The sequence below is a fragment of the Polaromonas sp. P3_B1 genome (assembly GCF_056402935.1).
In genome coordinates this window covers 89,595-101,893 of sequence record NZ_JBFUGK010000018.1, presented here as the reverse complement: position 1 = coordinate 101,893, position 12,299 = coordinate 89,595, and the positions used below count along the sequence as shown (strand labels likewise).

Below are 12,299 nucleotides of genomic sequence, written 5' to 3'. Positions count from 1 at the left end.
GTTTTTGACCCCGTCTGGACCGAGCACCGCAGGCTGCCCCGTAGCGAAGCGAAGGGGACGCAGACACCAGGGTCGCCTTTTCTTTTGCTTACTTTTGGTGTTTGCGTAACTTCGCTGCGCGAAGTGAGCAAACCCCGCGCGCGTAGCGCGCCTTTTGGCGAACAAAAGAAAACCCGCATCGCGGGTTTCGATAAAAGTGAGTAGCCGCCGGGCTACCCCCGGCCAACAAGCCTCAGCAGAGAAAGCAGAAAGACGAAGAGAGGAGAAGGAGGAAAGGGGAGAGGCGCGCCCGCCGGCGCAAGACCCGGCATCAACTAAGCAGGACCTTCGTAGCCCAAGGCATTAAGAAACCCTCTCCTCCACCAATGCACATCATGCTCGCGAATGTTCTTGAGCATTTTTTGATGCCGCGCCTGCCGCTCTTCCAGCGGCATCTGGAGCGCGCGCTGTATGGTGTCGGCTGTTCCGTCGATGTCGTAAGGATTCACCAGCAGGGCGTCTTCGAGCTGTTCGGCCGAGCCGGCGAAGCGCGACAGCACCAGCACGCCGGGATCGGCCGGGTCCTGTGCGGCGATGAACTCCTTGGCCACCAGGTTCATGCCGTCGCGCAGCGGCGTGACCAGCGCCACCCGTGCCACGCGGTAGAGGCCCGGCAGACGCTTGCGCGCAACGTTGCGGTGGATGTAGCGTATCGGCATCCAGTCAAGTTCGCCGAAATTCCCGTTGGTGGCGCCGCACAGGCTTTCGAGTTCCTGCAGCAGATCGGTATACGTGCCCATGTCTTCGCGGCTGGGTGCGGCAATCTGGATCAGGGTGGCGCTGCGGATGTTGTCGGGGTATTTGGCCAACAGCGTTTCAAACGCCTTCAGGCGTTGCGGCAAGCCCTTGGAGTAATCGAGCCGCTCCACGCCCAGCAGCAGCTTGCGGCGTGAATACTCCTCTTTCATGCGCTCGTACATGTCGCGCGCTTCCTGCGCATGCGTGAGCGCGGCGAACTCGTCCACGTCTATGCCTATCGGAAAGGCGCCCGCGCGCACGGTGCGGTGAAAAGCCCTGAAGCGGTTACCGCCCAGCGCCACGGCGCCGGCCTCGGCCTGCACATAGCGCGAGAAGTGCAGCAAATCGTTTTCGCTCTGGAAACCCACCAGGTCGTAAGCGAACAGCGCGCGCATCAGCCACTCGTGCTGGGGAATGGCCGCCAGTATCTGCTGCGGCGGCAGCGGGATGTGCAGGAAAAAGCCGATGCGGTTGTTGCAGCCCATGGCGCGCAGCTCGGCGGCCATGGGGATCAGGTGGTAGTCGTGGATCCAGATGATGTCGTCGGGCTTGAGCAGGGGCATCAGCTTGTGCGCGAACAGCCGGTTGACGCGACGGTAGGCCTCGATAAAACCCGTGTCGAAACGCGCCAGGTCCAGCCGGTAATGGAACACCGGCCAGAGCACGCCGTTGCTGTAGCCCAGGTAATAGCCCGCATGGTCTTCGGCCGACAAATCCACCGTGGCAAGTTTGACGTTGCCGGCCTGCTGCACATGCAGCTCGCCTTCACCTGCCGCGCCGCCTTCGATGACATTGCCGCTCCAGCCGAACCACAGCCCGCCCGTTGCGCTCAGTGCATCGCCCAGCGCAACGGCCAGGCCGCCGGCGGCGGCCTTGCGCGGATCTGCCACGCGGTTCGAGACGACAACCAGTCGGCTCATACCTGAGATTCCCAAGGGGTCGATAACCTCACGGCCGCGTTAATGATCCCCACCATCGAATAAGTCTGCGGAAAATTGCCCCACATCTCGCCGGTCAGGGGATGTGTGTCTTCCGACAGCAGGCCCACATGGTTGCGCGCGGCCAGCATGGTGTTGAAGATCTCGCGGGCCTGCTCCTTGCGGCCTATGCGGGCCAGCGCGTCTATGCGCCAGAAGGTGCAGATGTTGAAGGCGGTTTCGGGTTTGCCGAAGTCGTCTGGCGCCTCGTAGCGGCGCATGTAAGGGCCGTCGCACAAATGGGTTTCCAGCGCGTCTACCGTGGCGATAAAGCGCGGGTCTTTCGGGTCGATAAAACCAACCTCGATCATCAGCAGCACGCTGGCGTCGAGGTCGCGCCCGCCAAAGCTTTCGGCAAAGGCCTGGCGCTCTTCGCTCCAGGCTTCGCGCAGTATGCGTTCCTGCATGACGCAGGCATGGCCCTGCCAGTAGGCGGCGCGCTCCGGCTGCTTGAGCACCAGCGCGATCTTGGCCAGCCGGTCGCAGGCGGCCCAGCACATCAGGGCCGAGGAGGTGTGGATGCGCGCGCGCGTGCGCAGCTCCCACATGCCGGCGTCGGGTTTGTCGTAGTTGCGCACGGCCTGCTCGCCGACGTCCTCCAGCCGCTTGAACTCGGCAAGGCCCGCGCGGTGCAGCAGGCGGTGGTCGTGAAAGGACTGGGCCGCGCCCAGCACCACATTGCCGTAGACGTCGTGCTGGAAGTGCTCCTGCGCCTGGTTGCCGACGCGCACCGGTCCCATGCCGCGGTAGCCGCCCAGGTGCACCATGATGGACTCGGGCAGCTCGCGCTCCAGGCCTATGCCGTAGAGCGGCTGGATATGCCCGCCCTTGGACTGCACCACCACATTGCTGAGCCAGCGCAGGTAGTCCTCCATGGTGCCGACTTCCGAGAGGCTGTTGAGTGCGCGCACCACAAAAAAAGCATCGCGCAGCCAGCAGTAGCGGTAGTCCCAGTTGCGCTGGCTGCCGGGCGCCTCGGGAATGCTGGTGGTCATGGCGGCGACGATGGCGCCGGTGTCTTCAAACAGCGAGAGCTTGAGCGTGATGGCCGCGCGTATCACGGCCTCTTGCCATTCCAGTGGAATGTGCAGGCGCTGGCTCCACTTCTTCCAGTAGGAAATGGTTTCCTGTTCAAACAGCCGCGCGGTGTCGGCAATGCCGTCCGCCAGCGATTCGTCGGCGCCCAGCAGGAAATTGTGCTCGCGCGTCAGCACAAAAGGCTGCTTGGAGAGCAGGTGCGAAATCGACGCGTCGGTGTTCAGGCGCAGTGTGAGTTCATCGCCGACGTAGCGCAGGTGGTTGCTGCCCTGGGTGATCACCGGTTTGCGCCGGCCCCAGTCGAAGCGGATGTCCAGCGCCACGCGTATGCGCGGCGCGCCGTGGATGGGCCTGACGCGGCGCACCAGCGTCATGGGCCTGAAAAAGCGCGAGCGACTGAAAAACCGCGGCGCGAAGTCGGTGATCTCTATGCCCTGGCCTCGCTTGTCGAACAGCTGGGTGCGCAGCACGGCGGTATTGGGCTCGTACCACTGCCTGGCTTCGGCGAAATCCTCGATTTCGATGGCGAAGGCACTGGACTGCGAGTCCTGGGAACCGGGCATGGTGGTTTCGCCTTGGTCCGGCTGGGGTTCGAGCAGCGCATTGAAGACCGGGTCGCCGTCAAAGCGCGGCAGGCAGCACCAGACGATGCGCCCGCGCGCGTCAATCAGGGCACTGAAGCCGCAATTGCCGATCACGCCCATGGCCAGTGAGGGCTTGGCGGGCGATGTGAAGTGCAGGGAATCGGCGGCGACGTTCATGGGCGACCTCCCGGCGCGGCGGCGGGCGCGCCGTCGGTCTCCAGCGACCTGCCGCCAAAGGCCGCGTGCAGCMATTCGCGCAGCGCGTCGGGCGACGCGCATCGGTGGTGCGCCAGGGTGGGGCCTTCGCCGACCTTGATGCCTTCGCCGCCCAGCGACTGCACGGCGGCAAAGCCGGCTTCGTCGGTGGTGTCGTCCCCGGCGAACAGCGGCAGGCGGCCGGCAAACGGGAGCTCGTCCATAAAGGCCCTGATGGCCGTTCCCTTGCTCACGTTGGCCGGCTTGACTTCAAACACATATTTGCCGTGCAGCAATTCGACGCCGGGAATGCGGTCCGCGGCCTCCTGCATGACCCGCAGGCACAGCGATTCGAGTTCAGGTGCGTGGCGGTAGTGCAGTGCAACGGCGGCGAGCTTGACTTCAACGCGTAGCCCGTCGTGCTGCGCGGCAAGGTTTGTGGCGGTGTGCGCGAGTTCAGTCAGATCGGGCTCAGCGAGGCTGACGACGCGGCCCTGTGTGTCGCGTCGCTGCGCGCCGTGCTCGGTGGCCAGGGGAAGCTGCAAAGGCGCGAGGAAGCCGTCCAGGTCGGCGAGCCTGCGGCCAGAGACAATCGCCAGTGCGCCACCGAGTTGGCCCGAAATTCTCAGCAGGGCCGGAATCACGCCCGACACCAGCTGGACCGCATCGGGCTCGGGCGCCAGGTCGGCCAGGGTTCCGTCAAAGTCCAGGAAGAGGGCGGTCCGCGCGCCAATGGCGGGCAAGGGGCCGGGAATCGGCAGGCGCGATGAGGCCTGGAGCGGCGATGAGGAGGGTGATAAATGCATCGCCCCTTACCTTAGCAGCGCCCTCGTCCGTACGCTGTAGGCCGGTTTCGCTTTTTCGTGTTTTGAGAGGCGGCAACTACGCTGTCGAGGTGCCGGGCAGGCTTTCCTGCACCGCTTTGACGCGTGCACCGTGAATGATTGCGCCAATCTGCTTGCCGTCCCGTCCCGCTGCCTGCGCCTCAAGCGCCAGTGGCTGCGTCTGGACCGCTTGGGCTGCGGCCAGGGCTGCGAGCAGGCGCGGGCGTTGCGGATAAGGTGAATCGTGCAAGCCGAGGCGGCCGCGCGCATCGCATTCGCAGGCCAGCAAAATGTCGGCAAAGCGCTGGGGCTTGCGAAAGGCATCGCAGCGCTCCAGCAGCCGCACCAGGGCCGCGGCGCCCAGGCTTTCGCTGCGGTGCACGTTGCCGTGCTCACGCGCCACCACGTCGGCGATCTCGCGGCAGTCCACCGGCACGCGCAGGCGTTCGCACACACCTTTGAGCAGCTCGGCGCTGCGGTCCTCATGGCCGATGTGGCGCGGCAGGACATCGGCCGGCGTGGTGCCCTTGCCCAGGTCGTGGCACAGGCAGGCAAAGCGCGCGGGCAAGGGCGCCTTGAGCTGCGCCGACATGTCCAGCACCATCATCAGGTGGACGCCGGTGTCGACCTCGGGATGGTGGGCGGCGGGCTGGGGTACCCCCCAGAGGCGCGCCACTTCGGGAAGCAATTTATCGAGCGCGCCGCTTTCGCGCAGCACCTCGAACATGCGCGAGGGCTTGTCCTCCATGAGGCCGCGCGCGAGCTCCTGCCACACGCGTTCGGGCACCAGCGCATCGACCTCGCCCTCGGCCACCATGTCCCGCATCAGCGCCAGGGTTTCGGGCGCCACCGAAAAATCGGAGAAGCGGGCGGCGAAGCGGGCCAGCCGCAAAATGCGCACCGGGTCTTCGCGAAAGGCGCCGGTGACATGGCGCAGGACTTTGGCCTGCAGGTCTTTTTGCCCGCCGAAGGGGTCTATCAGCGCGGCAAAGTCGGGCTCGAAGCGGCCGGGCGCATCGTCGCCGCGGGACGGGGCCGCGATGGCATTGATGGTCAGGTCGCGCCGCGCCAGGTCCTGCTCCAGCGTCACATCGGGATCGGCATGCACCGCAAAGCCGCGATAGCCGCGCGCCGTCTTGCGCTCTGTGCGAGCCAGCGCGTATTCCTCGCGGGTCTCGGGATGCAGGAAGACCGGGAAGTCCTTGCCCACGGGCAGGTAGCCCTGGGCCGCCAGCGCCTCGGGTGTGGCGCCCACGACCACCCAGTCGTGGTCCTGCACCGGCAGGCCCAGCAAGGCATCGCGCACCGCGCCACCGACCATGAAAATCTTCATGGCCGCAGTTTAGGCTACTCGGCCTTTGTCGCTATCCCGGGTATCAGGAAAACACCGGCCGGAAGAAGCTGCGTTCGTAGCTGATGATGCAGCCGGTGGTTTCGGCGTACTTGAAGGCCGCCAGGCAGTCCTGGTCGGCAAAGGAGCGCTGGCGATAGGTTTCATACGCGGCCAGGCTGTCAAAGGTGAACAGGGCCAGCGCGATGTTGTTGGCGCCTTCGCTGGGCATGAAGTAGCCGTGGTGTTTGCCGCCGAATTTTTCGACCAATGGAATCCACAGCTTGCCGTAGTGCTCGAACTCCTTGAGTTTTGCGGTGTTGAGCACGTAGCGCAGGTAAATCGTGACCATGGGAGCTCCTGCTTCAGCGCTTGACGCGGTAAGGCTCTTCAAATTCGCGGAAATCGTTTTCGGCGAGCGCATCGTCTATCCAGGCCTTGACGCCGGGCAGGGCGCTCACGCGCTGGATGTAGGCGTTGATGGCCGGGGGCACCGGCAGGGCGTAACGGCTCAGGCGCATGCAGACGGGCGCGAAGAAGGCGTCGGCAATGCCGAATTTGCCGAAAAGCATCGGCCCCTTGTATTGTTCGAGCAGCTCGGTCCACATCTCAACGATGCGTTGCACGTCGGCGCGTACGGCCGATTTGTCGCGCCAGATCAGCTGGCCCATGTCGGACAGGTCGGCCTCGATGTTCATGGGGCAGGCTGAGCGCAGGGCGCCGAAGCCGCTGTGCATTTCGGCGCAAATGCTGCGGGCCCGGGCGCGCGCCTTCAACTCTTGCGGCCAGAGTTGTTTCTCGGGAAAGCGCTCGGCCAGGTATTCGGCGATGGCCAGTGTGTCCCACACGACGAAGCCGTCGTCATCCAGCGCGGGCACCCGGCCGGCCGGATTCACGCCGCCGATTTTTTCCTTGAAAGTGGAGTTGGCGTCGAAAGAGTCAAAACGCAGCTTGACTTCTTCAAACGCAATGCCGGCCTGCTTGAGCAGCACCCAGGGGCGCATGGACCAGGAAGAGTAGTTTTTATTGCCGATGTAGAGCTTGAGCATGGAATCTCCGTCCGCTGTGGTGAAGTCAAGAAGGTCAAGGTGAAACGACTTGCGATGCTACAACCCGGTTTGCGGGCCATTGATGCAAAAAAGCCGTGAAATTGATGCGGCCCGCTTGACGCAACTACACAGCCCAGCATCGCGCGGGCCAACCGCAGCCTGTCCGATCCCTAGCGTCGAATAACAAATTCACGCTACAGTGGAGCGTTTCACCCAAACTGCCGGTGAACCTTTCCCGGCAGCATAACAAGCGAGATCAAGCCATGATTCTGGGAGATTTGGTGCAAATCCTGATGAAAGGGTTGTTTCGGCGCGAGCAAACGGTCCCGGTGACACCTGCACCTCCCATTGAGCACTTGCCGGCGGCTCCCGTTATCCCGCCGCGGGCGGTTTCCGCTGCGCCGGCGTTCCTTCCGAAATACTCGCCGCCGGACAAGGACGCTGTTCCCAGTTTCTTTTCTCCCCTGTTCTGGGGTACGTCGGACGATGAAGCCGTGGCGAACGACGTGAAGGCCCTGACCGCAAAGCTCGCGCAAGGTTATTACTTCGGGGACAACCTGCTGACCTGGGCGCGTAACCTGTCTCTGTTGGACGACGGCCCTTTCATGGCGGCATGGGCGGGCAACGCAGAGAGTGATTCCGACAGGGCCATTGCATGGCGGCGCTATGTACTGGCCTGTGCCGCCTACCATTGCGTGCACCTGGAGGGGGATTTCGTCGAGTGTGGCGCCTATACCGGAGTTGGCATCAAGACGGTCGTCGATTATCTCGGAGGTACTGCGTTTCCCAAGACTTTCTGGGGTTACGACCTTTTTGAGCATGACAACAGCATGCTCAACCACTCCATGCCGGAGCACGGCGACGGCCTCTACAAGAGAGTGCGGGAAAAATTTGAATCTTATCCCCAGGTCCGAATCATCAAGGGGCGAATTCCTGAGGTATTCGCAGACGGCTGCCCGGAGCGGATTGCCTACCTGCACATCGACCTGAACCAGGCGCCTGCCGAGATCGCCTCACTGGAGTATTTGTTCCACCGCATGGTTCCGGGCGGCATTTTGATACTCGACGACTATGAATGGTCCGGCGCCTACCGCAGGCAGAAGCTGGCCGAGGATGCCTGGTTCGATGAGCGGCAGTACCGCGTGATGCCGCTGCCCACGGGCCAGGGCCTGGTGATCAAGCGCTAGCTCCACAGCCAGCGCCTGCCTGGAGCCTGTTGCGCAAGGGGCTAAAACCGCCCCGCTGTCTTGCGCTTGGCCGTCAGCCCGCTGCGCAGCCCCTGCTCGCCGAGGTAGGAAGGGCCTATGGCCTCCAGCGAGGCCGGTTGTATGCCCAGCGCCTGCAGGCCCGGCAGCTTGCCGCCGGCCACGTTGTCGCTGGCCATGGCGTCGAGGTTGTCGCGGCTCATCATGGGTTCGCCGGGGGCCAGCTCCATGAGCGCAGCCTGCAGGCGGCCCAGCGGTGCGGGCAGCGCGACCACCGGCCGGCCCTTGCCGCCATTCACGCCGGCGCAGCGGCCCGCCAGCTGCATAAGCTGCCGCAGCGTATACACCTGGGGCCCGCAGGCCTCGTAAATCTGGCCCACGGTGCCTGCGTCCTGCAGGCATTGCACGATGGCGTCCGCCACGTCTTCCACCCATACAGGTTGAAAGCGCGCATCGGCGGCCGCCAGGGGAATCACTGGGAACACTCGCTGCAGCCGCGCAAAGGTGTTGAGGAATTTATCCTCGGCGCCGAAGATCACGCTGGGCCGCAGCACCGTCACATCAAGCCCGGTGCTGAGCATCACGGCCTCGCCGCGCGCCTTGCTGCGCTGGTACATGGAGGGCGAGCCGGGCGACGCGCCCAGCGCGCTGATGTGGACGATGCGGCGCAGGCCGCTGGCCTCGCAGGCGCGGGCCAGTTCCAGCGGCAGCTGGACATGCGCCTTGTCAAATGCGGCCTGCGAGCCATGCAGGATGGCGATCAGGTTGACGACGGCGTCGTGGCCCGCCAGCAGGGGCGCCAGCGAGCTGCTGTCGTGCGCATCGGCTTGCACCACGTCGACCAATGGGAGCATCTGCAAATGCCGCGCACTGTCACGCCGGCGCGTGACCACGGTGACGCGGCATTGAAGCTGCGCGAGCTTTTCACAGACGTGGCGCCCGACAAAGCCGGTACCGCCGAGGATGAGGATTTTGTTCATAGGCGCTAATTTAGCGCTTTTGCGTGTCCGCGGACTGTGCGACGCGCGGCAAGCTTTGCGGACTCAGTCTTTTTTTGCGCGGCTACCACTGTGGGGCTTGGGCAGCGGGTCGGGCTTTTCCACCAGGCGTAGCAGCCGGGGCACCAGCGCCAGAATCCCCAGCGCCAGCAGCGTGCTGAGCACGGCGGTCGCTTCGCGCCCCATGCCCGCGGCCACGCCGATGGCGGCCGTCAGCCAGATGCCGGCGGCCGTCGTCAGGCCTTTGACCTGTTCCTCGTCGCTGTGGCCCTTGGCATGGCCCTTGAGGATGGTGCCCGCACCCAGAAAGCCTATGCCGGCGACGACGCCCTGGACTACGCGGCTCAGGTCGGCGCTGAGCATGCCCGCCTGCTGCGACACCAGCACAAAGAGCGCGGCGCCCATGGCCACCAGCATGTGGGTGCGCACGCCGGCCGCCTTGCCTTTTTGTTCACGCTCAATGCCCAGCAGGCCGCCCAGCAAGGCCGCCAATAGCAGGCGCAGCATGACGCGGGTGGCCTGCTCGGCGTCAGGCAGGTCCGAAAACTCGGAAGCGATGGTGTCGCCGATCTGCTGCAACCAGTTGGGTGTCATGCGGGCTCCTTGTTGGCTGTTCGGTGCACGGAGGTGTCCCGCCGAATGTAAGCGGCTGCCACGCCTTGCCGCGTCAGCGAAAAGCCCGTCGGACTTTAGGGATAGACCTTTTCCCCACGCTGGAGCATGGCGAAGAATTGCGCCAGGCGCCGCTCGCGCGTCTCGGCTTTTTTTGCCGTCTGCAGCCTGAACAGGATGGCGAAGCGGTTGCGTGAATCGAGCGATTCGAAGAAGGCTCTGGCCTTGTGATTTTTGGCCAGCAAGGCCGCCAGGTCCTCGGGAACGGTCGCTTTGCTTTGCGCGTCGTAGGCGGCGTCCCACCGGCCGTCGGCTTTGGCGCGTTCGACTTCAGCCAGGCCCGCCGGCTGCATGCGTCCCGATGCGATCAGCGCAAGCGCCTTGCTGCAGTTGACCTTGGACCAGATGCTGCGCGCGCGGCGCGGCGTGAATTTCTGGAGGAAGAACTGCGCGTCCAGCGCATTGCGCTGGCCGTCTATCCAGCCCTGGCAAAGCGCGGCCTCAAGCGCCTCGGCGTGTGTGGTGGAAGGGATGCCCGAATCCTTTTTGGCGATCTGCAGCCAGGCGCCGGGAGCGCTGGCATGGTTTTTGGCCAGCCAGGTTTCCCAGCTTTTGGTGGTTTTGCAGTGGAGTGTGGGTAGGGTGTCGGGGGATGCGGGCATGCGGCATTGTGCGTGAGGTGCCGGGGCAGCGGCAAGCCGCCTTGCGCTTGGCGACCTGCGGCAGGATGTCGGTGGCGCCGCGCGTGAGGGAGCCTTCCCGGCTACGTTGCACTCTGCCTTTTGATGAGCTTGGGTTACTGCTGTCGCCTGGAGGTCTGCCGCCAGGGTTGTTCCGAACAGGTGTCGCATCCGCGATCAAGCGTAATCCATGGAACCTGCTTATGATTTATTGGGGGCCACCAACTCATCCCGATTGCACCCCAACGTGACCCCCCATAAATCGTAAGCAGGTTCTTTATGCAAGGAAATGTTCGTATAGGCGCAGGCCTGGGGTTCTATGGGGACGCCTGGGAGCCGGTTGCCGCGAGCATCGAACGCGGCGGCGTGCATTACATCGCCAGCGACCATCTGGCAGAGCTGACGCTGGCCATCCTGCAGAAAGACCGGCAGCGTGATGCGGCGCTAGGCTACGCGCGCGACGTGGTGCCCATGCTGGTGAGCTTATGGCCCCTGATGCAAACGCACGGCGTCAAATTCATCTGCAACGCAGGAGGACTGAACCCGGCCGGTGCGGCGGCGGCCTTGCGCGCGGCATTTGCCGGCAAGGGCTGGAAGGCGCGCATCGCGGTCGTCACCGGTGATGACGTCCTGCCCCGGTTGCCGGCGCTGGCGCCGCCGCATATGTTCAGTGCCCGGCCCTTCGATGCCGTGCAGGATCGCATGGTGTTTGCCAATGCCTACCTGGGCGCACGGCCGATTGTGTCGGCGCTGCAGCAGGGCGCCGACATCGTGATCACCGGCCGCGTGGCCGACGCGGCGCTGTTTCTTGCGCCGCTGGTGCATGAATTCGGCTGGAAGCTTGAAGACGCCGCCACGCAGCCCGAGCTGGACCGGCTGGCCCAGGGCCTGGCGGTCGGGCATTTGCTGGAGTGCTCGGGTCAGGGAAGCGGCGGCAACTTCGGCAGCCAGTCCGCGTGGAAGGCGATACCCAACCTGGCGCATATCGGCTATCCGATTGCCGAGGTCAGCGAGGACGGCGCTGCGCTGATCACCAAGGCGCCGGGCACCGGTGGGCGCGTCAATTTCGACACCGTGCGGCAGCAACTGCTTTACGAAGTGCACGACCCCACAAGCTACATATCACCCGACGTGGTGCTGGACCTGTCGGCGCTGAAGCTGCAAGACCTGGGCGAAGACCGGGTGCGCATGACGGGCGCACGCGGCCGTCCGCGGCCGGCGATGCTCAAATTGGTGGGCGGTTTTCGCGACGGCTACAAGGCCGAGGTCACCTGGGGCTTCAGCTGGCCCGATGCCTGGGACAAGGCACAGGCGGCAGTCGCCATGGTGAAGGCCCAACTGGCCGGCCGGCGCATGGCGCATGACGAGCTCTTCGTCGAATATCCGGGACTCAACTCGGCGCACGGTCCGCTCGCCCCTCTGCCCGCGCCCGACGCGCTGGCCGAGCTCAACGAGGTCTGGGTTCGCATGGTGGTGCGCACGCAGGACAAGGCGGTGGCGGACGGATTCGGCCGGCTGTTTCCATGGATGGCGCTGAGCGGGCCGGCCTATAGCTGCGGCTTTCATGGCCTGAGCAGCAGCAGCGAGCTGCTGGGCATCTGGCCCGCGCTGCTGGACCGTGAAGCGGTTGAAGCGGCGGTGCGTGTGGAGATGGTGTCCCCATGAAAGTGCAGCTTGCGAAGCTCGCGCACGCGCGCAGCGGCGACAAGGCCGACTGGGTGGACTTCGGCCTCTTCGCCTGGAACGAGGCGGGCTACCGGTTGATTGAGCGCGAAGTCACCGCCGAGCGGGTGCGGTCGCATTTCGCACCCTGGCTGCCGGGCACGGTTCAGTGCTGGGCCTTGCCCAACATCCTGGCGCTCAAGCTGGTGCTGCAGGGGGCGTTGCAGGGCGGTGGGGCGCGCAACCTGCGCATGGACAACCTCGGCAAGGCCCTGGCCGCGGCCCTTCTGCGAATGGAGATTGAAGTGAGTGAGGCCGAATTCGCCGAAGCCGCCGCCGCGCCGCGCGTGGGCTGGTGGCCGTCATGA

The 12,299-nt window shown here is 64.8% G+C and carries 13 protein-coding genes; 4 read left to right on the top strand and 9 right to left on the bottom strand.

Going from position 1 to position 12,299, the window contains the following annotated elements; genetic code table 11:
- On the top strand, window positions 1-204 hold a 204-nt coding region (locus AC1DXS_RS12570; RefSeq protein WP_477737820.1), incomplete at its 5' end, for a hypothetical protein.
- Window positions 205-314: 110 nt separating this feature from the next.
- On the opposite strand, the gene otsA is transcribed toward AC1DXS_RS12570, so the two are convergent.
- The 6 genes from otsA to AC1DXS_RS12540 all read right to left on the bottom strand — a co-directional run bounded on the left by otsA (window position 315) and on the right by AC1DXS_RS12540 (window position 6,774).
- The gene (gene otsA / locus AC1DXS_RS12565; RefSeq protein ID WP_477737819.1) at window positions 315-1,697 is read right to left on the bottom strand and encodes an alpha,alpha-trehalose-phosphate synthase (UDP-forming); all 1,383 of its coding nucleotides are present in this window, start codon (window positions 1,695-1,697) and stop codon (window positions 315-317) included.
- Window positions 1,694-3,553 (bottom strand): glycoside hydrolase family 15 protein, encoded by a 1,860-nt coding sequence (locus AC1DXS_RS12560; protein WP_477737818.1) that lies wholly within the window; start codon window positions 3,551-3,553, stop codon window positions 1,694-1,696. The genes otsA and AC1DXS_RS12560 overlap by 4 nt, the downstream gene beginning before the upstream one ends.
- Window positions 3,550-4,377: a trehalose-phosphatase gene (gene otsB, locus AC1DXS_RS12555; protein WP_477737817.1), complete on the bottom strand. Its 828-nt coding sequence runs from the start codon at window positions 4,375-4,377 to the stop codon at window positions 3,550-3,552. The genes AC1DXS_RS12560 and otsB overlap by 4 nt, the downstream gene beginning before the upstream one ends.
- 76 nt (window positions 4,378-4,453) lie before the next feature.
- The gene (locus tag AC1DXS_RS12550; RefSeq protein WP_477737816.1) at window positions 4,454-5,728 is read right to left on the bottom strand and encodes a multifunctional CCA addition/repair protein; all 1,275 of its coding nucleotides are present in this window, start codon (window positions 5,726-5,728) and stop codon (window positions 4,454-4,456) included.
- Between the two features lie 43 nt (window positions 5,729-5,771).
- Window positions 5,772-6,077, bottom strand: a complete 306-nt coding sequence (locus AC1DXS_RS12545) for an NIPSNAP family protein (protein ID WP_413330918.1) — start codon at window positions 6,075-6,077, stop codon at window positions 5,772-5,774.
- 13 nt (window positions 6,078-6,090) lie between these two features.
- Window positions 6,091-6,774: a glutathione S-transferase family protein gene (locus AC1DXS_RS12540; protein ID WP_477737815.1), complete on the bottom strand. Its 684-nt coding sequence runs from the start codon at window positions 6,772-6,774 to the stop codon at window positions 6,091-6,093.
- Between the two features lie 263 nt (window positions 6,775-7,037).
- Between AC1DXS_RS12540 and AC1DXS_RS12535 the strand changes: the two genes are divergently transcribed.
- Window positions 7,038-7,961: a TylF/MycF/NovP-related O-methyltransferase gene (locus AC1DXS_RS12535; RefSeq protein ID WP_477737814.1), complete on the top strand. Its 924-nt coding sequence runs from the start codon at window positions 7,038-7,040 to the stop codon at window positions 7,959-7,961.
- A gap of 41 nt (window positions 7,962-8,002) precedes the next feature.
- On the opposite strand, the gene AC1DXS_RS12530 is transcribed toward AC1DXS_RS12535, so the two are convergent.
- The 3 genes from AC1DXS_RS12530 to AC1DXS_RS12520 all read right to left on the bottom strand — a co-directional run bounded on the left by AC1DXS_RS12530 (window position 8,003) and on the right by AC1DXS_RS12520 (window position 10,251).
- Window positions 8,003-8,959, bottom strand: coding sequence for a complex I NDUFA9 subunit family protein (locus AC1DXS_RS12530; RefSeq protein WP_477737813.1), 957 nt, complete (start codon window positions 8,957-8,959; stop codon window positions 8,003-8,005).
- A gap of 63 nt (window positions 8,960-9,022) precedes the next feature.
- The gene (locus AC1DXS_RS12525) at window positions 9,023-9,571 is read right to left on the bottom strand and encodes an MgtC/SapB family protein (protein WP_477737812.1); all 549 of its coding nucleotides are present in this window, start codon (window positions 9,569-9,571) and stop codon (window positions 9,023-9,025) included.
- A gap of 95 nt (window positions 9,572-9,666) precedes the next feature.
- Window positions 9,667-10,251 (bottom strand): YdeI/OmpD-associated family protein, encoded by a 585-nt coding sequence (locus AC1DXS_RS12520; protein ID WP_477737811.1) that lies wholly within the window; start codon window positions 10,249-10,251, stop codon window positions 9,667-9,669.
- A 297-nt stretch (window positions 10,252-10,548) separates the two neighbouring features.
- Here AC1DXS_RS12520 and AC1DXS_RS12515 point away from each other — a divergent pair, with 297 nt between their 5' ends.
- Both AC1DXS_RS12515 and AC1DXS_RS12510 read left to right on the top strand, forming a co-directional pair.
- Entirely contained in the window at window positions 10,549-11,934 is a 1,386-nt protein-coding gene (locus tag AC1DXS_RS12515) for an acyclic terpene utilization AtuA family protein (protein WP_477737810.1), read from the top strand.
- The gene (locus AC1DXS_RS12510) at window positions 11,931-12,299 is read left to right on the top strand and encodes an AtuA-related protein (protein WP_477737809.1); all 369 of its coding nucleotides are present in this window, start codon (window positions 11,931-11,933) and stop codon (window positions 12,297-12,299) included. The genes AC1DXS_RS12515 and AC1DXS_RS12510 overlap by 4 nt, the downstream gene beginning before the upstream one ends.